The organism is Noviherbaspirillum denitrificans (assembly GCF_002211445.1).
Taxonomy (GTDB): domain Bacteria; phylum Pseudomonadota; class Gammaproteobacteria; order Burkholderiales; family Burkholderiaceae_D; genus Noviherbaspirillum; species Noviherbaspirillum denitrificans.
Window position 1 is genome coordinate 1 of sequence record NZ_LSTO01000003.1, and the last position, 22,063, is coordinate 22,063.

Below are 22,063 nucleotides of genomic sequence, written 5' to 3' on the forward strand. Positions count from 1 at the left end.
CCCGCCAGCACGATCTGCCATTGCGCATGCGCGTCGGCGAGCCGCGCAATCAGATCCATGTCGATGCGTTCATCGAGCACGCCGAAATAGCCGAGGCGCGGCCCCGGGATGTCCTTGTGCGCGGGATGCGAATTGGCGCGGTCCAGCGAGCGCAGGAAATGGCGGGCATCGACGCTGGCCGGTACGTAATGCACATTGGGGTGGAGTTCGCATCGCGAACGATGCAGGCCGGGGCTGGCGGCGAGGACGATATCCGCCGTCCTCAGCAAAGCGCTCTCGCGCTGTGCCAACTGCTTCGGCGCATGGCTCGCGGCCGCGAGATGTTCGATGCAGTCATACACCACCAGTTCGGCCTGCATTTCCTGCAGCAGCGGCAGTGCCATCGGCGTGCAGAACCAGGCGATATGGTCGGGATAGTCCGCAACGACCTGTTGCACCATGTTGCGCAGATAGGGCAACTGCTCATCGTGGAAACCGGGATGGGCAACCGGAGTATGCGGCTGGCATACGAGTACGCCCGGGACAGGCATGCAGGTATGCAGGAATGTGCGCGCCTCGTCGAACAATGGTTCTTCGATCACGACCACAGGATGGCGCGCAGCCAGACGGGACAACAGATGTTGCAGCCGCTGGAATGCAAGATCCCAGCGCACATGCGAAAACACGATGATTGCCGAAGCCATGCTTTCTCCTCATCCCTGCCGCTGGCAGGGCATGTTAGAACAGTGAAGCGGAAACAAGCGGCGCACGGACTCCAAAGCCTGCGCGCACGGTGCGGACAAGCATGTGCCTGCGGCACACGCTTGGCTGATCCAGAGGCAAGACCTGTGCCGATGCCTGCGGAACCACTATACGAAGCACCGTTTCCCGCCGCGCTGATGCCGCGCAAGCCGGCATCGCGGCCATGTGCGCACCGCCTCCGGTACGCTTCCTGCTTGTTCGCCTGCTTGCCGCGGACGTTTTACTGCGCAGCGCGCGACCTTCCTTTCACTTGCGGAAAGTTGCCCTCGCCGGCCCCGATGTTCCAGATGTAAAAATGGCATTCGGGTGTAATCGTTACCCACGCGGCCTCCGGATTGATTAACCAAGGACCGAAGAGAGACGACAATGACCAAGATCCGTAAAGCAGTATTTCCTGTCGCAGGTTTGGGCACGCGTTTCCTGCCCGTTACGAAAGCATCCCCGAAAGAAATGCTGCCGATTGTCGACAAGCCGCTGATCCAGTACGCCGTTGAAGAAGCGGCTGCAGCCGGCATCACTGAAATGATTTTCGTCACCGGCCGCGGCAAGCGTTCGATCGAAGACCATTTCGACAAGGCGTACGAACTGGAATCCGAACTCGCCTCGCACGGCAAGGTCAAGCTCCTGAAGGAAATCCAGAGCCTGTTGCCGGACAACCTTCACTATTCATACGTACGCCAGAGCGAAGCGCTCGGACTCGGCCACGCAGTGCTGTGCGCCCGGCCGCTGGTCGGCAATGAACCCTTTGCGGTCGTCCTTGCCGACGACCTGATCGATGCCGATGTGCCCGTGCTCAAGCAGATGATCGATCTCTACAGCCAGCACGACAGTTCTGTCGTTGGCGTGCAGAACGTGCCGCTCGACCAGACGCAGCAGTACGGCATCGTGAAGCCGCAATCCTTGGGCGTGCGCATCCACCGCGTGGGCGAAATCGTCGAGAAGCCTGCGCCGGAGAATGCCCCGTCGACACTCGGCGTGGTAGGCCGCTATGTCTTTACGCCGGAAATTTTCGATTTCCTCGAGCGCGTGACACCCGGCACCGGCGGCGAGATCCAGCTTACCGATGCGATTGCCGACATGCTTGCCGCGTACCCGGTGCTGGCCTACGAATTCAAGGGCCGCCGCTACGACTGCGGCTCGAAGATCGGCTACCTGGAAGCGGTGGTCGTCCACGCGTTGCGCCATCCTGCAGTGGCGGAAGAATTCGGCAGTTTCCTGTCGAAGCTCAAGCTGGACGGTCTCCAGCAGAACATCGGAACCCTGAGCGCATGAGGATGTGCGGCTCATGGGATTCCAGATACCAGGGCAACTGCAATGTGTGCATGCCTTTGCTGCAGCTCAAACGTCGCCGCCACGATTCCTGCGCAGTGTGAAATGACAGCGTGCGCGGCGGCGCTAGCATCGGCCTGTAAAACCGTCCGCCGTGCAGGAATCCCCGGCGCGGCGAACGGATCGTGTACGAGGAGTTTGTTCCAGCATGTCCGCTCCAAACCAGCAGCCATCGTCCAAGAGGGAGAAAGGCCACTCGTCCGTGCCGTCGGCCGGCAGCGTGCGCCCTGAATCAATGTCGACCATTTCTTCCAATGACAGCACCATTCCGGGCGAGGAGCGCTATCTGCAACTTCGCCTGCTGGCAGATGCGTTGCCGGTCCAGGTTGCAAGTTGCGACAATGCGTACCGGCTGGTCTTCGTGAACAAACCGTTCGCCGACCGTTACGCAATCGAAGCACAGACCGCCCTAGGCAAGCGCCTGCCCGAAGTGATGGGCGAGGAAACCTTTGCCAGTATCCGGCAATACATTGACGTAGCCCTGCAAGGGCAACCCCAGGAACATGAAATCACCCTGTCCACGTATGGGCCGCCCGAGCGCACGCTGCACATGATGTACGTCCCCGAGCATGGCGGACACGGTGAAGTGTGCGGCGTTGTCATTGCCATCACGGACACCACCCGCCTGCGCGTCACCGAGGAGCGGCTGCAGCGGCGCGAGCGTGAATTCAAGACGCTGGTCGAGAACTCGCCGGACATCATTTCACGCATCGACCGCCACATGCGCCACGTCTATGCCAACCCCGCCATCGAACGCCTGACCGGATTGAAGGCCGCGGCAGTCCTTGGCAAGACCAAGGCTCAACTGGGCATGCCGCGCAGCGTCGTGCGCGCCTGGGATGACGCCGCGCGCGCCGCGTTCGAAACCGGCGCCGACCAGCGACTCGACTTCGACCATATCATCGATGGGCAGATGCATTACTTTTCCGGCCGGGTGGTGCCGGAGATCGACCGTTACGGCAATATCGAGTCAGTGATCGGCATTGCCTACGACGTGACCGAACGCGCGCGCATGGAAAAGGAGCGCGACGAGATCCTTGCGCGCGAGCGCACCGCGCGCATCCAGGCCGAAACCGCGGCACGGGCGCGCGACGAGTTTCTTGCCATTGTCTCGCATGAACTGCGCGCACCCCTCAATGGCATCCAGAGCTGGGCGCACGTCCTGGAAAACTATGTGAAGGATGTTGCATCGGCGCCGCTTGCCCAGCGCGCCCTGCAAGGCATCAAGACGGGCGTGGGACAGCAGGTGCGGCTGATCGAGGACTTGCTCGACGTCACGCGCATGATGAGCGGCAAGCTGCGGCTGGTGAAGCAGCCGCTTGCGCTGCTGCCGACCCTGCAAGCCGCGGTCGAGAGCGTCCGTGCCCTCGCCGCCGCCAAGCGCATCAGCATCAACTGCTCCTACCGCATTACCAGCGAGCAGGTGGAAGGCGACGCCGACCGCGTACAGCAGATCTTCTGGAACCTGCTGTCCAACGCCATCAAGTTCACCCAGCAAGACGGCAATGTGTGGCTCACCGCATCCTGCAACAACGGCGAAATCCTGGTCACGATCCGCGATGACGGTGTCGGTATCTCGCCCGACTTCCTGCCACACCTGTTCAACCGCTTCAGCCAGGAAGACACCTCGAGCACGCGCGACCACAGCGGCCTGGGGCTGGGCCTGTTTCTGGTGAGACACCTGATCGAGCTCCATGGCGGGAAAGTGAGCGCGGAGAGCGAAGGTGAAGGCAAGGGATCGACCTTCTCGGTGCGCTTTCCGTTGCGTGCGCGCATGGAGCAATACCTTACGGTTGGCCCACCCGACATCAGCGCCGCCGGCGTTCCATTGCCTTCGCTCGAAGGCTTGCGCATCCTGCTGGTGGACGACCAGGAAGAAGCGCGCGAATCACTCACCATGGTGCTCACCGGCGCGGGCGCGAAGGTATTTGCCGCCGCCTCGTCGGCAGACGCGATTGCGCTGCTCAACGAATGCCAGGCCGATTGCCTGCCCGATGTACTGGTTTGCGATATCGCGATGCCGGGCGAGGACGGCTACTCTGCCTTGCGCCGCCTGCGCAACTGGAAGGCGGCCGACGGCGGCTCGCCACTGCGGCGCATGCCTGCCCTCGCGCTGACAGCCTTCGCGCAGCGCGAAGACCGTATCCGCGCGCTGACGGCCGGCTTCCAGATGCATGTCACGAAACCGGTTGCGCCGGAAGAATTGATCGTGGTGATCGATACGATGGTGACGCGGAAATAGATTTCAAGAGCAGGCCGGAAGACTCAACGACAACGGCCCGCAGGGTGGGTAGAGCGCAGCGAAACCCACCAGATGCCGTCTCTTGAGCGCACGGTGGGTTTCGCTTTCGCTCTACCCACCCTACTCGTTTCTCCGGACGATCCGCTAGTGATACGAATCGCTGCTGCTCCCCTGCATCGACGCATCATCCTTCTTCTGCATCGCTCCCTCATACGGCCCGTATTCCTCCAGCCGGTTGTACAGCGTCTTCAGGCTGATCCCGAGGATGTCCGCGGCGCGCTTCTTCACACCGCCGCAGAGCTCAAGCGTCGCATAAATCAGCTTGCGGTCGACGTCGGCCAGTGACGTTCCCACCGGAATCGCCAGTGTGAGGCCCACCGGCGACTGGGTGGTGATAACCGGCGCCAGGGCAGCAGCGTCGATCGTATGGTCGGACAGGATGAATGCCCGCTGGACATAGTTGCGCAACTCGCGCACGTTGCCCGGCCAGTGGTAGTTGCCCAGGCAAGCCAGTGCATCGGGCGACAGTACCTTGCTCGTGCCATGGGCGGCATTGAGCTGTTCGAGGAAATGCTCGGCGAGCAGCTCGACGTCGCTGCCGCGCTCACGAAGCGGCGGAATCTTCAGCGGGAACACGTTGAGCCGGTGATAGAGGTCCAGCCGCAGCTTGCCATCCGTGACCGCCTGTTCGGGATCGCGATTGCTGGCCGCAATCACGCGCACGTCGGTCTCGATCTGCTGGTTGCTGCCGATGCGCATGAACGATCCGGTCTCCAGCACGCGCAACAGTTTCACCTGCAACTCGATCGGCATCTCGGTGATCTCGTCGAGGAACAGCGTACCGCCGTTGGCACGTTCGAAATAGCCCTTGTGCTGTCGGTCCGCACCGGTGAAGCTGCCTTTTTCGTGGCCAAAGATTTCGCTCTCGATGAGTTGCGGCGAGATCGCGCCGCAGTTGACCGGCAGGAAGGGATGCTTGGAGCGCAGGCTCAGTTCATGGATGGTCTGCGCGGCCAATTCCTTGCCTGTGCCGCTCTCGCCGAGCAGCAATACCGTTGCCTCCGTCGGCGCGACGCGCGCGACGTGGTTGTAAAGCTTCTGCATTGCCGGGGCGACGCCCAGCATCTGGCCGAAATGGCCGAGGCGCCGCAATTCGCTGCGCAGCACGCCGATTTCTTCCTTCAAATCGACCGTGCGCGGAATGCGCGACAGCAAGGCCTTGAGGCGTCGGAAATTGATCGGCTTGGTCAGGTAGTCGGCCGCCCCCAAGCGCAAAGCCTCGACCGCGGTTTCCACGCTGGCGTGGCCGGTGATCAGGACGATCTCGGTGGTGGCGCGCGATTCGATGTCGTTGAACAAATCCATCCCGCTGCCGTCCGGCAGATTCAGGTCGATCAGCACGACGTCGGGGCGCTGGCGCATGATCTGCGCCTGCGCTTCCTTGATGTTGCCCGCCACCGCCGTGCTGAATCCTTCGGCACCGGTGATCTCGACTAGCGCTTCTCGCGTGTTGACGTCATCGTCAACGATCAATACATGGGGCATATAAACCGCTCTCTCTATGTTGTCCGGCAATACGTTGTCAGGCGCGCCATGCATCAATGCCTGCGCCGTACAGGCGCATGCCAATGCATGTCATGGGGAAAAGAATCTTGGGGCCGGCTGCTACATCGGGATGCCGTCGTTTTGTGGCCTGACTTTCACAGCATATGTCCCTTGCCGCCATTGTCCAAGGGCGCGTCGCAGCGCTTATTGAGCAAGAACAGCGGACAGCGATGTTGTTCTCCGCGGCGCCGGTAGCGGTCAGGGCCGGCGTCCCGAATCACGAGAGTTCAGCACTCACCGCCGGAGCATCCGCTCCGGAATCGGCGAACGCTTTGCGGAGATGATTACTTCGAGCCAGATCCGGAAGAAGAGCCGGAGCCGGAACCGGAGGTACCGGAGGATCCCGATCCCATCGCGCCGCCGGAGCTGCCCGAGGAGCTGGAGCTGCCAGGTGATCCGCTTGCGCCAGAACTCTGGTCACCGGCACGGCGTTCACAACCGGCGGCCGTCAGACTGAGTGCGGCAACAACCAACAAGATCTTGGAAGTGGTCTTGAGTGCATTCATTCTTGTTCCTTTCACGAAAAGTTAACGGTGCCTCGTACTTGACCAGATCATTTGCGATAAGTTCTTAACTTTTTCGCAAAGCGGGCCACCAACAAGAGGCAGCTTCCATGCCAGCGCATTGCGCGAGGCTGGCACTGCGTGACTGAAAACTGTGCGCGCGCAGCAGCGTAAAACTTACCAGCGCGGCGTAAGCATTACATCGCCCGCAATGCTACTTGGACAGAGGTGAGCACTGCATACACGCATGAAGCGATATCGTGTATCGTTGACTTGTCCATCTCCGCTACCGCGCACACTTCGAGGTGCTTTTTGCGCGAGGGAACTGAATTAACGCAAGAGACTCTTCAGGCTTTGGTGTAACTTGATCGCAGCCCCGGTCAATGCCTGGACGCCCCCCATGACCATCGACAACTCATTCAAACGCTTCGGAATTCTTTACGGTTCCTCCACGGCGATGGAGCAGCTCCATCAGCAGGTGGAAAGGGTCGCCTCGACCGATGCCACGGTGTTGCTCGTCGGCGAAAGCGGAACAGGCAAGGAACTGATCGCCAACGCGATCCATCATGCCAGCGCTCGCCGCGACGAAACCTTTGTCGCGGTTAACTGCGGCGCCATTCCCGCGCACCTGATCGAGGCCGCGCTTTTCGGACACGAGAAGGGAAGTTTCACGGGCGCGTCGCGGCAACACATCGGCTATTTCGAACACGCATCGCGTGGCACGCTGTTCCTGGATGAAATCACTGAGATGCCGGTCGACATGCAGGTAAAGTTGCTGCGCGTTCTTGAAGCAGGCACCTTCCTGCGCGTGGGCGGCGATGAGGAAGTGAAGGTCGACGTACGCCTCGTGGCGGCAACCAACCGCGACCTCGACACCGCGGTCAAGCAGGGCAACCTGCGCGAAGACCTGATGTACCGCCTTGCCGTATTCCCGGTGCGCGTGCCGCCCTTGCGTGAGCGCGGCAGCGACATCGAGATGCTCGCGCTGCATTTCCTCGAGGCGCTGAACGAAAAGGAAGGCACGCAGAAAGTCTTCTCGCGCAATTCCCTCGATGTGATCCGTTCCTACTCCTGGCCGGGGAACGTGCGTGAGTTGAAGAACGTGGTGCAGCGCGCCTTCATCCTCGCGACTGATACGCTGGACATCGAAGAATGCATTTCCGACCTTGCCGCAAAGAAGCCGACGGTGCACGAGGGCTACCTCAACTTCTTTGTCGGGACGCCCCTGGCGGATGCACAGAAGGAAATCATCCTTGCCACCTTGAAGCACTACAGCGGCAACAAGCGCCTCACGGCGGAGGCGCTCGGGATCAGCCTGAAGACGCTTTACAACCGGTTGAAGGAATATTAATCGGGTGCGCCCTAGGTGTTGACGACTTCCCCGCCATTCGGATGCAGCACCTGTCCTGACATGAATGAAGCATCGCTCGAAGCAAGGAACACATAAGACGGCGCAATCTCGTCCGGCTGTCCCGCCCTGCCTAGCGGTGCCTTCTCGCCGAAGCCTTCGACTTCCTTCTCGCTGAAACTCGATGGAATGAGTGGCGTCCACACCGGCCCGGGCGCGACGGCATTGACGAGAATGCCCTTGTCGATCAACTGCTGCGACAGCGAGCGTGTGAAGGCAACTATTGCCCCCTTCGTCGAAGAGTAATCGAGCAGGTGTGAACTGCCGCGATAGGCGGTCACCGATGTGGTGTTGATGATGCGCGCGCCTGGCTTGAGGTGCGGCATGGCAGCCTTCACCGCAAAGAACATCGCAAAGATGTTGGTGCGGAATGTCTTGAGCAACTGCTCTTCGGTAATGTCCTCGATGCTCTGCTGAGGATATTGTTGGGCAGCATTGTTGACGAGGATGTCGAGCCGTCCGAATTTCGACATCGCGGTGTCGACCATCTTCGAACAGAATGCGGCATCGCCAACGTCGCCAGCAATCGTTACGCAATCGCGGCCGGCCGCCTCGATGTGACGCTGCGTTTCCTTGGCGTCTTCATGCTCGTCGAGGTAGGCAATGACGACGTTCGCGCCTTCCTTGGCAAAGGCAATTGCCACCGCGCGCCCGATCCCGCTGTCACCACCGGTCACGAGGGCAACCTTGCCCAGCAGCTTGCCGCTGCCTTTGTAATCCTGCATTTCCGCCTTCGGTTTCGGCGTCATTGCCGCTTCCGAGCCGGGTTGATGGTCCTGGTGCTGCGCGGGAATTTCCTTGCTCGCCATGTTCGATCTCCAATGGAAATCGAATGGCGGCGCAGGATTCATGCCTGTGATGTTATGCCGCGAGCGGTTGCATGCGGGAGAGTGCTTCCAGCAGCAGTGCCGGGTTGCCCGCGGCAAGCTTCTTCGAATCGGAAAGCGTCTGGCGGAACGCGCGCGCACCAGGAAGCCCGGCCATCAGCCCGAGCATGTGCCGGGTGATGCTGTTGAGCCGCAGGCCCGTGCCATTGTTGCCGTAGCGCGCGAGCTGTTCCTCGATGTAGGGCACCATTGCCTCGATCACCTGCGCACGCGTTTTCGGCGCCGCCTCGTCGCCGTAATAACGCGCATCGAATGTCGCCATGACCCAGGGGTTATGGTACGCCTCGCGGCCCAGCATGACGCCATCGACGTGCTGCAGGTGGAGGTCGATTTCTTCCAGCGTCTTGATGCCGCCGTTGATGAGGATTTCGAGTTGCGGGAAGTCGCGCTTGAGCTGGTACGCATACTCCGGCTTGAGCGGCGGAATCTCGCGGTTTTCCTTCGGGCTAAGTCCCTTCAGGATGGCATTGCGTGCATGCACGATGAAAGTCTTGCAGCCGGCTTCGGCAAGCGTGCCGACAAAATCGCGCACGAAGTCGTAGGTCTCGACGTGGTCGATGCCGATGCGATGCTTGACGGTCACGTCGATGGAGACGGCATCGCGCATTGCCTTCACGCAGTCCGCCACGAGCTTCGGTTCGGCCATCAGGCAGGCGCCAAACGCGCCCTTCTGCACCCGCTCCGACGGACAGCCGCAATTGAGGTTGATCTCGTCGTACCCCCACTGCTCGCCCAGCTTCGCGCTCTTCGCCAGGTCGGCGGGTTCGCTGCCGCCCAGTTGCAGGGCAACCGGATGCTCCACGTCATTGAAATCGAGATGACGTGCGACATCGCCATACACCAGCGCACCAGTCGTCACCATCTCCGTGTACAGCCATGTACGGCGCGTGATCTGGCGGTGGAACACCCGGCAGTGGCGGTCAGTCCAGTCCATCATGGGCGCCACGGACAGGCGGCGCGAGGGCAATTTGGCGGAAGAGGTCATGATCGTCTTTTACTGTAATGCAGTACTCTGCGGACGGCGGGAAGGCGCCAGTTCATTGAACACCAGCGCCGCCATGACGACAGCGCCGCCGACCAGCGTTTCCTGCGCCGGCACTTCGCCCGCGCCCAGCCACGCCCACAGGGGGCCGAGCAGCACTTCGAGCAGGGACAGCAGCGAGACTTCCGGCGCGGTCAGGTTCTTCATTGCCTTCACCATCAACATGCACGGCAGGCCGAGCTGGAAAAATCCGAGTGTCGCCAGGATCGCGATGTCGTGCAGCGAAGTTTCCAGCGGCCAGGCTACCGGCAGCATCAGCGCGGCCGCAAACACGCTCCCCAGCAAAACGCTCGGGACGAGGTCCACGCCATGTCCCGCACGCTTGATTGCAATCAGGTTGATCGCTGCCGCAACCGGCACGGCGCCGGCGATCATCATTCCGGTGAGATGCTGGCCATCCACTTCGCTCATGCCGTGGACAAACATCCAGGAGATCCCGGCGAAGGCCGCGCCGATCGCCAGCCAAGTACGCGGCGCGACGTGCTCCTTGAGGATCAGCCATGCGAGGAATGCGGTCAGCAACGGCGCAACGCTCATGACGATGAGCGTGTTGGCGACGGTCGTGCGCGTGAGCGCAACCATGAAGCAGATGAACATCACGCTCCACATCATGCCGCTGAGCACGCCCAGCCCGCCGCCCTTGCGTACGGTATCGACAGTCTTCGGCAGTCCTTGGCGGTAAAGCAATGCACCGGCGACGAACAATGCGGAGAAAAGGCTGCGCCAGAACGTCACCTCGAAACCCTGTGCGGATTCGAGGTGGCGCGTCATGACGCCGGCCATGCTCCACAAGGTCGGCGCAATGATCATCAGCAGGATTGCCCGCTGGTGCGATGTCATCAGTTGCATAGCCTTTCCAGAAAAAATCGGCCCGGCACTCCTTGCGGAAGGCCGGGCCTGGTCCGTTCCACCCGCGTCGGGTGTTCCGCTTACGCCGCTTCGCGCGACGCGCGCTTGCGCTCGTGTTCCTTCAGGAAGCGCTTGCGCAGGCGGATGCTCTTCGGCGTGATTTCGACCAGTTCGTCGTCCTCAATGAATTCCACCGCGTATTCCAGCGTCAGCTGGATCGGCGGAATCAGGCGCACTGCTTCATCGGTGCCCGAGGCACGGACGTTGGTCAGTTGCTTGCCCTTGATCGGGTTGACCACGAGGTCGTTGTCGCGCGAATGGATGCCGATGATCATGCCTTCGTAGACCGGATCGTTGTGGGTGACGAACATGCGGCCGCGATCCTGCAGCTTCCACAGCGCATAGGCCACGGCAGCGCCGTCGTCCTGCGAGATCAGCACGCCATTGCGGCGGCCGGCCAGTTCCGGCTTTGTGGAATCGACTGGCGCGTAGTCGTCGAAAATGTGGCTCATCAAGCCGGTGCCGCGCGTAAGAGTCATGAATTCCGACTGGAAGCCGATCAGGCCGCGCGCCGGGATACGGTACTCGAGGCGCACGCGGCCCTTTCCGTCCGGTTCCATGTTCTGCAAGTCACCGCGGCGGCGGCCGAGTTCTTCCATCACGCCGCCTTGGTGCGCATCTTCGACATCGACGGTCAGGAGCTCATACGGCTCGCACTTGACGCCATCGACCTCCTTGAACACCACGCGCGGACGCGACACGGCCAGCTCGTAGCCTTCGCGGCGCATGTTTTCCAGCAGGATGGTCAGGTGCAGTTCACCGCGGCCCGACACTTCGAATGTGGTGTCGTCACCGGTATCGGTTACGCGCAGCGCGACGTTGGATTTCAGTTCGCGGTCGAGGCGGTCGCGGATCTGGCGGCTGGTGACGAACTTGCCTTCGCGGCCGGCCAGCGGCGAGTTGTTGACCAGGAAGTTCATGGTCAGCGTCGGCTCGTCCACCTTCAGCATCGGCAGCGCATCCGGTACGTCCGGCGCGCAGATGGTGGAACCGATACCGACTTCTTCGATACCGTTGATCAGCACGATGTCGCCGGCCTGCGCTTCATCGACCAGCTGGCGCTCCAGGCCCTTGAACTTCAGCACCTGGTTGATGCGCGCCTTGATCGGCGTCGAATCCGGTCCGTTCAGCACGATCACGTCCTGCAGGGCCTTTGCGCGGCCGCGCTTGATACGGCCGATGCCGATCTTGCCGACGTAGGAAGAGTAATCGAGCGAGGAAATCTGCAGCTGCAGCGGACCGTCCGGATCGTCGTCGCGCACCGGCACGTGTTCCAGCACGGCGTCGAACAGCGGCTTCATCGTGCCTTCGCGCACGGTCGGGTCGAGGCTTGCATAACCGTTCAGCGCGGAGGCGTACACCACCGGGAAGTCGAGCTGTTCCTCGGTCGCGCCAAGCTTGTCGAACAGTTCGAAGGTCGCATTGATAACCCAATCAGGACGTGCGCCCGGACGGTCGATCTTGTTGACCACCACGATCGGCTTCAGGCCGAGGCCGAGCGCCTTGCGCGTCACGAAACGCGTCTGGGGCATCGGGCCTTCGACCGCGTCGACCAGCAGCAACACCGAATCCACCATCGACAGCACGCGCTCCACCTCGCCGCCGAAGTCGGCGTGGCCGGGGGTGTCGACGATGTTGATATGGGTACCTTCGTACTCGACCGCGCAGTTCTTCGCGAGAATCGTGATGCCGCGTTCCTTTTCGAGGTCATTGGAGTCCATCACGCGGGTGTCAACCTGCTGGTTTTCACGGAAGGTGCCGGACTGACGCAGCAGCTGGTCGACGAGGGTCGTCTTGCCGTGGTCAACGTGGGCGATGATGGCGATGTTGCGCAGAGCGCGCTTGGTATTTGACATGGTGGTCCAGTACGTCAATGCAGGATTCGGAGAACCCAACAGTATAGCATGCTGCGACGCAAGAAACCGGAAACCACTGGATTTTCAATGAGTTGCGCGCAGGACAGGCGGCATCAGCGGCCGCTTCGGTCGGCAATCAGCCGCTCGGGGGCGAGAATGCCGTATTCCATGAGGTGCGCTGTGCCGAGCAGGCGCCCATCGGCGTCAGCATACACCCGCGCACGACCTTGGTATGAAGGATAGGAAAGTCCTTCCTTACCCAGGGCAATGCGCTGGCCGTGCATGAAACGCTTTGCCAGCATTTCCGGCAGGCGAAGTGGCGGAAAAGTTAACAACAACGCATCGACGGGCGACAGCGACTGCTCCCGTTCCGCGTCAGGAATGTGCGCCAGCGTATCGAGGGTCAGTGCATTCTCGAGCGTCAGCGGACCAACCTGGATTCGGCGCAAGGCCTGGAGATGGGCACCGCAACCCAGCGCCGCGCCAATATCCTCGCCGAGCACGCGAATATACGTTCCCTTGCTGCAGCACACCCGCAGGCGCAGGAAAGGCGCTTCGTAGCCAAGCACATCAAGCGCATGGATGACCACGCGCCGCGCTTCACGTTCAAGGACAACACCGGCACGCGCATACTCGTACAAGGGCTTGCCGTCGCGCTTGAGGGCGGAATACATGGGCGGAACCTGGTCGATTTCGCCGCGGAATTGCGCCACCGCGGCATCGATCTGCTCGCGCGTGGCATCCACGTCCTTCTGCTGCACGACTTCGCCTTCGGTATCGCCAGTCGTCGTCGTCACGCCGAGGTGGACCACCGCTTCGTAGGTCTTGTCGGCCTCGAGCAGATCCTGCGAAAACTTGGTCGCCTCGCCGAAGCAGAGCGGGAGCAGTCCGGTTGCGAACGGGTCGAGCGTTCCCGTGTGGCCCGCCTTCTGTGCATTGAGCAGGCGCTTGGCCTTGATCAGGACATCATTGCTGGAGGAACCCGCCGCCTTGTCCAGCAGCAGGACGCCGTCGACCGGCACACGGGGTTTCTTGGGCGAAGATTGCGCCATGGTGGACATTCGAAAATTGCGCCTGCCGGAGGCGCCGAAAGCGTTCAGCCTTCGGCGTCCTTGGCGCGCGTTGCGTTGGCTTCGTCGATCAGTTTCGACAATTCGATGCCGCGCGCGGTGGAAATGTCATGCACGAAGTGCAGTTCGGGAATGGTGTGGATCGTCAGCCGACGGCCGAGCTGGCCACGGATGAAACCCGCCGCCTTGCGCAAGCCGGCCAGGGTGTTCTGCATCGCCTCGTCATTGTCGACCAGCGTCGTGAAAAACACCTTCGCATGCGCATAGTCCGGCGTAAGCTGGACTTCGGTGATGGTGATCATGCCGACGCGCGGGTCCTTCAGTTCGTAGGCGATGATTTCCGCCAGGTCGCGCTGGATCTGGTCGGCCACGCGTACGCCGCGGCCGGGAATGGATTTGCTGTGTTTAGCCATGATGATGCGTCCCTTAAAGTCCGTAGCCCGGATGGAAGCGAAGCGCAATCCGGGAAGTGTTTCATTCCCGGATTGCGGCTGCGCCTCCATCCGGGCTACGCAACCGGCAAACCGCTGCCGGCATTACAAGGTACGAGCAACCTCCTGGACTTCGAAGATCTCGAGCTGGTCGCCTTCCTGGATGTCGTTGAAGTTCTTCAGCGACAGGCCGCACTCGAAGCCGGCCTTCACTTCCTTCACGTCATCCTTGAAGCGCTTGAGCGAATCGAGTTCGCCGGTCCAGATCACCACGTTGGAGCGCAGCAGGCGGACCGAGGCACCGCGCTTGACGAGGCCGTCGAGCACGTAGCAGCCGGCGATCGAGCCCACCTTGCTGACGTGGAACACTTGGCGGATTTCCACCAGGCCCAGTGTCGCTTCGCGCTTTTCAGGCGCCAGCATGCCGGACATCGCAGCCTTGATCTCGTCCACCGCATCGTAAATGATGTTGTAGTAACGGATGTCGATGCCGCTGGATTCCGCCAGCTTGCGCGCCGATGCGTCGGCGCGGGTGTTGAAGCCGATAATGACCGCCTTCGAAGCCATCGCCAGGTTGACGTCGGATTCGCTGATGCCGCCGACTGCCGCGTGCACGATCTGCACGCGCACTTCGTCGTTCGACAGTTTCTGCATCGCGTGGACCAGCGCTTCCTGCGAGCCCTGCACGTCCGCCTTGACGATGAGCGGCAGGTTCTTGACTTCGCCCTCCGCCATCTGCTCGAACATGTTTTCCAGCTTCGCGGCCTGTTGCTTGGCCAGCTTCACGTCACGGAACTTGCCTTGGCGGAACAGTGCGATTTCGCGCGCCTTGCGTTCGTCGCCCATGACCATGACTTCCTCGCCGGCAGCCGGCACTTCGGTCAGGCCCTGGATCTCTACCGGGATGGACGGGCCGGCTTCGGAAATGTTCTTGCCGTTCTCGTCCAGCATCGCGCGCACGCGGCCATACGACGAGCCGGCGAGCACGACATCGCCGCGCTTGAGCGTACCGGCCTGGACCAGCACCGTCGCCACCGGGCCGCGGCCCTTGTCCAGCTTAGCTTCGATCACGAGACCCTTCGCATGGGCGTCGACCGGAGCCTTCAGTTCCAGCACTTCGGCTTGCAGCAGGACGTTTTCCAGCAGCTCGTCGATGCCCTGGCCGGTCTTCGCCGACACCGGGCAGAACGGGGCGTCGCCGCCGTAGGCTTCCGGCACCACGCTTTCCGCGATCAGTTCCTGCGTAACGCGGTCGGTATTCGCGCCCTGCTTGTCGATCTTGTTGATCGCCACGACGATCGGCACGCCTGCCGCCTTCGCGTGGGCGATTGCTTCCTTGGTCTGGGGCATCACGCCGTCGTCGGCCGCCACCACCAGGATGACGAGGTCGGTTGCCTTCGCACCGCGGGCACGCATGGCGGTGAACGCCTCGTGACCCGGGGTATCGAGGAAGGTAATGATGCCGCGCGGCGTTTCGACGTGGTAGGCGCCGATATGCTGCGTAATGCCGCCTGCTTCGCCGGCCGCCACCTTGGCACGGCGGATGTAGTCGAGCAGCGAGGTCTTGCCGTGGTCGACGTGACCCATGACGGTCACGACCGGCGCACGCGGAAGCAGTTCGGCATCGGCGTGCGTGCCGGCTTCTTCCAGCATTGCTTCCGGATCGTCGAGCTTGGCGGCAAATGCCTTGTGTCCCATTTCCTCGACCAGAATCATCGCGGTTTCCTGGTCCAGCACCTGGTTGATGGTGACCATCTGGCCCAGCTTCATCAAGTGCTTGATCACTTCGGATGCCTTGACAGCCATCTTGTGCGCCAGCTCGGCGACAGTGATGGTTTCCGGCACGTGCACTTCCTTGATGATCGCTTCGGTCGGCACCTGGAAATTCGATTCGCGCTGGTCGTCGTGACCATGGGAACGGCGTCCCTTCGGACCACCGCGCCAGCCGTCACGGCCGCTCGTCGATGCAGGGCCATTGCCGCGGGTCTTGATGCCGCCGCGCTTCTTGGCGTCGTCCTGCCAGGTCGACGACACATTTGCAGACTTGATCGACTTCTTGTCGCCGACAGCCGGCTTCTTGTCGTCCTTCTTCTCGGCGGGTTTCTTGTCCGCCGGCTTGTGCAGGGTGCCTTCGGCGGCCTTGGCGACCGGTGCGGGCGTCGGTTCCGGCGCCTTCATCACCTTGCGCGGGGCGCTCATCATGGCCTTGATCTGCGCGACTTCATCGGCAACCGCTTTGCGGGCACGCTCGGTCGCGGCCGCGCGTTCGGCGGCTTCACGGGCTTCCTGTTCGGCAGCTTTCTTGCGCGCTTCCTCGTCGGCGGCGCGCTTGGCTTCATCGGCAACCGTCGTCTCCTTGCGGCTCTGCTCGGCCTTGGCGGCGGCAGCTTCAGCAGCAGCGCGGCGCTCGGCTTCCTCTGCCGCTTCGCGCATGGCCTTGGCTTGCGCTTCCTTCTCGGCTTCGAGCTTGGCAAGGCGTTCCTGCTTTTCGCGCAGTTCCGCTTCCTGGCGTGCGATCAATTCAGCCTGGCGGCGAGCCTCTTCCGCGCGGCGCGCGACTTCAGCCTCGTCGACCACCGGCGCAGCGGGTGCCGCAGTGACAGTTTCTTCAACCGCCGGCTCATCGCGCTTGATGAAGGTGCGCTTCTTGCGCACTTCCACCTGGATGGTGCGGGACTTGCCGGTCGCATCCGCCTGCTTGATTTCAGTGGTTTCCTTGCGAGTCAGCGTGATCTTGCGCTTCTCGCCATCCGGCGAAGCGCCATGGGAGCGGCGCAGGTGGTTCAGGAGCTTGTCCTTGTCCTCTTTGGACAAGGAGTCGGACGCCGAACTCTTCTCGACGCCGGCTGCACGCAACTGCGTCAGCAGGAGGTCCGCAGGCATCTTCAGTTCGGTGGCAAATTGGGCAACGTTGGTACTCGCCATTCAGTCCTCTTTTCTATGTGGCATGGCAGATGATGTTGGGGCAGTCCGGCTTACTTCGCCTCGACCAGTTCTCGCGCTTTCGCTTGCAACGCCCGTGCCCGGTCGTCGTACTTGGCGTCGATGAGCCGCATTTCATCATCGGTCACATCTTCAAATTCGTTATCGATCAGTTGACGCGCGCGTTCGACCGGCAATGCCAGGATCGATCCGAATTCGTCATAGGCCATGTTGGCGAACGCATCCAGCGTCTTGATGCCTACAAGGCCGAGTTTGCCTGCGGTAATGCGGTCGATACCGTCGAGGTTGACCAGCGCATCGTCCATGCCTTCCAGGCCTTCCTCGGAAGCAATCGCCTCGGTCACCAGCGCGTCGCGGGCACGGTTGCGCAGCTCGTTGACCGTATCCTCGTCGAAGGCTTCGATGTCGAGCATTTCGGTGATCGGCACGTAGGCGATTTCTTCCAGGCTCGAGAAACCTTCGTCGACCAGGATGCCGGCGACTTCTTCGTCCACATCCAGCTTTTCCATGAACAGCGCGCGGATGGCTGCGCTCTCCGCTGCAGATTTGTCGGCCGACTCTTCCGCGGTCATGATGTTGATCTGCCAGCCCGTCAGCTCGGACGCGAGGCGCACATTCTGGCCGCCGCGGCCGATGGCGATAGCGAGATTTTCTTCGTCCACCACGACGTCCATCGCGTGCTTTTCTTCGTCCACCACGATGGAAGTGACGTTTGCCGGTGCCAGTGCCCCGATCACGAACTGCGCCGGATCTTCCGACCACAGCACGATGTCCACGCGCTCGCCGCCGAGTTCGGCAGTCACCGCCTGCACGCGCGATCCGCGCATGCCGACGCAGGTACCGATCGGGTCGATGCGCTTGTCGTTAGTGAAAACGGCAATCTTCGCGCGCACACCCGAATCACGGGCGGCGGATTTGATTTCCAGCAGGCCCTGCTCGATTTCCGGCACTTCCAGCTCGAACAGTTTCATGATGAATTCCGGCGCGGTGCGCGACAGGATCACCTGCGGGCCGCGGGCATTGCGGTCGATGCGCAGGATGAAGGCACGGACGCGGTCGCCGATGCGAAGGTTTTCCTTCGGGATCATCTGGTCGCGCGGCAGGCGCGCTTCGATCTTGCCGGACTCGACGATCGCATCGCCGCGCTCCATGCGCTTGATCGTACCGGTGACGAGCGCATCGCCGCGGGCCAGGAAGTCCTGCAGGATCTGCTCGCGCTCGGCGTCGCGGATACGCTGCAGCACGACCTGCTTGGTGTCCTGGGCGAAGCGGCGGCCGAACTCGACCGACTCGATCGGTTCTTCAATATAGTCGTCGACTTCGATATCGGGAATCTGTTCTTTTGCTTCGAACAGCAGCACTTCCTGGTCGGGCAATTGGAGGCCGGCTTCGTCTGGCACTACGTGCCAGCGGCGGAAGGATTCGAACTCGCCGGATTCGCGGTCGATAGACACGCGGATGTCCACTTCGCCGTCGTAGCGTTTCTTGGTGGCTTGCGCGAGCGCATGCTCGAGCGCTCCGAAGACGATTTCCTTATCGACGTTTTTTTCTCGTGCCAGCGCATCGACCAACAACAAAACTTCGCGACTCATGCTTTGCGACTCCTAAAGTCCACTTTTGGCACCAGGCGTGCCTTATCCACATCGGCGAGCGTGAAATCCAGCATCGCCGGGCCTTCTTTTCCTTCAAATTCCAGTTTGAGCGTATCGCCTTCCGGCACATGCAGGATGCCCTGGAACGACTTGCGGTTGGCCGCGCCCGGCATCGGCATGCGCAGCTTCACGACTGCCTCGTGGCCCTCGAAGCGCACATAATCGGCATGCTTCTTCAGCGGGCGGTCGAGGCCGGGCGACGAGATTTCCAGGCGCTCGTAATTCGCGTTTTCAACCGTCAGCATGTGCGACAGCTGGTGACTGACTTTTTCGCAGTCTTCCACCGTGATGTTTCCCTTGTCCGCATCTTCCGGCGGGAAGTCGATGTACACGCGCAGCAAGCCATGGGCTGCCTGCTCGAAATCGACGAGCTCGTAGCCCATGCCGGCAACGGTTTTTTCAATCAAATCCAGCAACCGCAAAACAATTCTCCAAATACAGCTCGGGTTCAAGGCTGGCTGTGCTCGCGCACAAAGCGTTCAAGAAAAAAAAAATGGGCATCTGCCCATCTCTTTTTAATCACTCCCGCACCTACCCAGAAGACTCCTAGGCACCCCCGGTCACGGGCCGACCTTTGTTAACTCACTAATTATAAACAATTATTTGGCGCACCGCAATGAAAAGGCGGCCTCGACGGCAAAAACCGGAGGCCACACTCTTTCCACTCAGAAACCAAATGGCGATTTTCGCCGCTTAACCCCTGGGACGCCTGCGCGCCATTCCTTGCATGCCCAGCCCAGAACCGGTGCCAGTGCGCATCTGGCCCCCACTGCGACGGGGACGACCGACGTCCGGGAACCCCAGCGCGGTTTGCAAAGGATCGGGTTGACGACTGCGCTGCTGCTGGCCTTGCTGGCCGCGGGCACCATTGCCCGCGCGCGCCTGCCCACGCTTCTGCCCTTGGCCTTGAGTCCTGTCTGCGACATTGCCATTTCGGTCACCACGACCCTGCTCGCCGCGGCCTTTCGCCTGGCTCGCGGGCTTTTCGAGGCCGCTCGCGGTCATCAGGCTGCGCACTGCGTTCTCGTCGAGCTCCTCCCAACGCCCGCGCTTGAGCGTGCTCGGCAAGGTCATCGTGCCATAGCGCGTCCGGATCAGACGCGAGACGGTCAGGCCAACCGACTCGAACATTCGGCGCACTTCGCGGTTGCGGCCTTCTCCGATGACCACGCGGTACCAGCGGTTCACACCCTCACCGCCGCCATCGGCGATCTTCGAAAACTGTGCCACGCCGTCTTCCAGCTCGACACCGCTCAGCAGCTTCTGGCGCATGCCTTCCTCGAGTTCGCCGAGGGTACGCACCGCATACTCACGTTCGATGTTGTACCGCGGGTGCATCAGGCGGTTGGCCAGGTCGCCGGACGTGGTAAACAGCAGCAGGCCTTCCGTATTGAAGTCGAGGCGTCCTACGGCCAGCCACTTTCCGGCCTTCATGTTTGGCAGCCGGTCGAAGACGGAGGGACGGCCCTCGGGATCGCTGTGACTGACGATTTCGCCGGCCGGCTTGTGATACACGAGCACGCGCGGCGGACGCTTGGCGATCTTGCGCTGGATAAGCTTGCCGTTGATACGCACCTGGTCGGTCGGCAGAATGCGCTGGCCGATATGGGCGGGCTCGCCGTTGACCGACACGCGGCCGGCGATGATCAATTCTTCCATGTCGCGGCGCGAACCGAGGCCCGCGTCGGCGAGCACCTTGTGCAGCTTCGGCGCGTCGTCTTCCGCCGTCAGGTCGCGGCGCACAGCCTTCTGCTGCCCATTGCGCCCGTTGCGGCGATCCTCGTCGCCGGCGGCATCAAAAGCAGCCGACGTAACGAAAGAGAAAACGTCTTCCGCGTCAGTCGATTTCGTGCCCTGCTTCTGCTTCGGCGCACCACCAGCCTGCTTGGCTCGGCCTTTCTGGGCCGGCTTGCCCTTCTGGCGCTCCTCGCGCTTGCGCGGATTGCCACGCTGGACCTTGTCGCCTTCAGCAGCGGCCTCTTCGGACTGCTGGACTTCCGCCCCGTCGACCGGAGCCGCATCGACTTTCGCCGGGCCTTCGCCGTTGTCTTCACGGGCCGCACGGGCGCGTCTCAGGCTGCGGGGACCGCGCACACCGCGCTTGGCAGGCTTTTTCTTGCCTTGCTCCGCCTGGCCGTCACCGGCAGCAGCTTCGCCATGCGGCAGTGCCTGATCACCTTCAGAGTCGGCACGGCTGTTGGATTCAGTGGCTATGACCACGTGGGAATCATTGTGGTTGGGCAGATTCATCGTCGGATTCTTGATTATGCTGGCCTGGCGCCGCAATTTCCTGCTCGTCGTCCGCGGGTGCGGCGTCTTCGGCAAGGGCCGGTTCAGCTTCGGTGGAAACGGGCTCATCGGCCCCGGTGTTCGCGTCAGACCCGGATTCGCTGCCGGCGTTCTGCACGTCTTCTACAAAATTATTGTCTTCAAGGACCACGGCGACATCTTCCGCGAGGGTTTCCGCTGCCGCTTCGCCCTCTTCGACCACATCCGCCGATATTGCAGCGGGCTGCTCAGCCGGCGCGAAATCCATGGTCGCCTGATCCAGGTTTGCCTGGATTTCACCGCCCAGCGCCTGTAACTCCGGAAGCATGCCACCCTGAGCCCCTTCCTTCGTTACGTCCTGCAACGGCGGAAGCTGTTCGAGCGATGTCAGCCCAAGATCATCGAGGAACTGCCGGGTCGTCGCAAACAGCGCCGGACGCCCCGGCACGTCGCGATGCCCGATCGACTCGATCCAGCCGCGATCCTCAAGCATCTTGATCGTCTGCGAGTTGACCGTCACTCCGCGGATCTCTTCAATGTCGCCGCGTGTGACAGGCTGGCGATAGGCGATGATCGCCAGCGTTTCCAGTGTCGCGCGAGTGTACTTGGGCGGCTTCTCGGGATTGAGGCGCTCCAGGTACTTTTTCATTTCCGGCCTGCTCTGGAAACGCCAGCCGGTCGAAAGACTGACGATCTCGATGCCCTTGTCGGCCCAGTCATTGCGCAACTCTTCGAGCATCGACTTGATCGTATCGGCACCGACGCTTTCGTCGGCTTCGCCGTTTTCCGCGTAGAGCTTCTTCATGTCGTTAATCGACAAGGGCTCGTGGGCGCAAAGCAACGCGGTTTCGAGGACTTTCTTCGCCTCAATAGTGTTCATTTTCTAGCGTCTTGTTTTCTACCAGCAATGTGCAGAAGTTATCGCCAACGGCAGGTATTTGAATGCCGCCTGGCCAGAGAACCTGTTGATGCTTTTTCCGACGCCTGATTTGTTGGAGGTTTAATTTAGGCGGGAATCGATGAGACTAAAGACTTGGTTGCGGGGGCAGGATTTGAACCTGCGACCTTCGGGTTATGAGCCCGACGAGCTGCCAGACTGCTCCACCCCGCGTCTGGAAACAGTGATTATAGTCTGCCTGCTCAGATAACGCAAATTCAATCGCACAACCAAGACGAT

16 protein-coding genes and 1 tRNA gene are annotated in these 22,063 nt (G+C 61.6%); 3 read left to right on the top strand and 14 right to left on the bottom strand.

Annotated features, from left to right (window positions below; genetic code table 11):
- Positions 1 to 683, bottom strand: a 683-nt coding sequence (locus tag AYR66_RS24850; RefSeq protein WP_141104328.1) for a glycosyltransferase family protein, incomplete at its 3' end; no start/stop codon positions are given.
- A 424-nt stretch (positions 684 to 1,107) separates the two neighbouring features.
- Between AYR66_RS24850 and galU the strand changes: the two genes are divergently transcribed.
- The gene (gene galU, locus AYR66_RS24855) at positions 1,108 to 2,013 is read left to right on the top strand and encodes a UTP--glucose-1-phosphate uridylyltransferase GalU (protein ID WP_088710269.1); all 906 of its coding nucleotides are present in this window, start codon (positions 1,108 to 1,110) and stop codon (positions 2,011 to 2,013) included.
- A gap of 205 nt (positions 2,014 to 2,218) precedes the next feature.
- Positions 2,219 to 4,312 (top strand): hybrid sensor histidine kinase/response regulator, encoded by a 2,094-nt coding sequence (locus AYR66_RS24860; RefSeq protein ID WP_088710270.1) that lies wholly within the window; start codon positions 2,219 to 2,221, stop codon positions 4,310 to 4,312.
- A 144-nt stretch (positions 4,313 to 4,456) separates the two neighbouring features.
- Here AYR66_RS24860 and AYR66_RS24865 read toward each other — a convergent pair whose 3' ends face one another.
- Entirely contained in the window at positions 4,457 to 5,857 is a 1,401-nt protein-coding gene (locus tag AYR66_RS24865) for a sigma-54-dependent transcriptional regulator (protein ID WP_088710271.1), read from the bottom strand.
- Between the two features lie 963 nt (positions 5,858 to 6,820).
- On the opposite strand from AYR66_RS24865, the gene AYR66_RS24875 reads away from it, so the two are divergent.
- Positions 6,821 to 7,771, top strand: a complete 951-nt coding sequence (locus AYR66_RS24875; RefSeq protein WP_088710273.1) for a sigma-54 interaction domain-containing protein — start codon at positions 6,821 to 6,823, stop codon at positions 7,769 to 7,771.
- Positions 7,772 to 7,782: 11 nt separating this feature from the next.
- On the opposite strand, the gene AYR66_RS24880 is transcribed toward AYR66_RS24875, so the two are convergent.
- From AYR66_RS24880 to AYR66_RS24935, 12 genes are all read right to left on the bottom strand, one after another.
- Positions 7,783 to 8,637 (bottom strand): SDR family oxidoreductase, encoded by an 855-nt coding sequence (locus tag AYR66_RS24880; protein WP_088710274.1) that lies wholly within the window; start codon positions 8,635 to 8,637, stop codon positions 7,783 to 7,785.
- A gap of 52 nt (positions 8,638 to 8,689) precedes the next feature.
- Positions 8,690 to 9,700, bottom strand: a complete 1,011-nt coding sequence (dusA, locus tag AYR66_RS24885; RefSeq protein WP_088710275.1) for a tRNA dihydrouridine(20/20a) synthase DusA — start codon at positions 9,698 to 9,700, stop codon at positions 8,690 to 8,692.
- Positions 9,701 to 9,709: 9 nt separating this feature from the next.
- Positions 9,710 to 10,606 carry a DMT family transporter gene (locus AYR66_RS24890; protein ID WP_088710276.1) on the bottom strand — a complete coding sequence of 299 codons (897 nt, stop codon included), beginning with the start codon at positions 10,604 to 10,606 and terminating at the stop codon, positions 9,710 to 9,712.
- An 80-nt stretch (positions 10,607 to 10,686) separates the two neighbouring features.
- A complete protein-coding gene (typA, locus tag AYR66_RS24895; protein ID WP_088710277.1) occupies positions 10,687 to 12,522 on the bottom strand; it encodes a translational GTPase TypA in 1,836 nt (611 codons plus the stop codon).
- A 113-nt stretch (positions 12,523 to 12,635) separates the two neighbouring features.
- Positions 12,636 to 13,574 carry a tRNA pseudouridine(55) synthase TruB gene (gene truB, locus AYR66_RS24900; RefSeq protein ID WP_088710334.1) on the bottom strand — a complete coding sequence of 313 codons (939 nt, stop codon included), beginning with the start codon at positions 13,572 to 13,574 and terminating at the stop codon, positions 12,636 to 12,638.
- Positions 13,575 to 13,618: 44 nt separating this feature from the next.
- A complete protein-coding gene (rbfA, locus tag AYR66_RS24905; protein WP_088710335.1) occupies positions 13,619 to 14,005 on the bottom strand; it encodes a 30S ribosome-binding factor RbfA in 387 nt (128 codons plus the stop codon).
- A gap of 123 nt (positions 14,006 to 14,128) precedes the next feature.
- Positions 14,129 to 16,948, bottom strand: a complete 2,820-nt coding sequence (gene infB, locus AYR66_RS24910; protein ID WP_088710278.1) for a translation initiation factor IF-2 — start codon at positions 16,946 to 16,948, stop codon at positions 14,129 to 14,131.
- Between the two features lie 50 nt (positions 16,949 to 16,998).
- Positions 16,999 to 18,558: a transcription termination factor NusA gene (gene nusA / locus AYR66_RS24915; protein ID WP_088710279.1), complete on the bottom strand. Its 1,560-nt coding sequence runs from the start codon at positions 18,556 to 18,558 to the stop codon at positions 16,999 to 17,001.
- On the bottom strand, positions 18,555 to 19,040 hold the full coding sequence (gene rimP / locus AYR66_RS24920) for a ribosome maturation factor RimP (protein WP_088710280.1): 486 nt from the start codon (positions 19,038 to 19,040) through the stop codon (positions 18,555 to 18,557). The genes nusA and rimP overlap by 4 nt, the downstream gene beginning before the upstream one ends.
- 271 nt (positions 19,041 to 19,311) lie before the next feature.
- Positions 19,312 to 20,868, bottom strand: coding sequence for a 23S rRNA pseudouridine(2605) synthase RluB (gene rluB, locus AYR66_RS24925; protein WP_088710281.1), 1,557 nt, complete (start codon positions 20,866 to 20,868; stop codon positions 19,312 to 19,314).
- Positions 20,846 to 21,691: an SMC-Scp complex subunit ScpB gene (gene scpB / locus AYR66_RS24930; RefSeq protein WP_420093141.1), complete on the bottom strand. Its 846-nt coding sequence runs from the start codon at positions 21,689 to 21,691 to the stop codon at positions 20,846 to 20,848. The genes rluB and scpB overlap by 23 nt, the downstream gene beginning before the upstream one ends.
- Positions 21,692 to 21,920: 229 nt before the next feature.
- Positions 21,921 to 21,997, bottom strand: a tRNA-Met gene (locus AYR66_RS24935).
- Positions 21,998 to 22,063 lie beyond the last annotated feature (66 nt).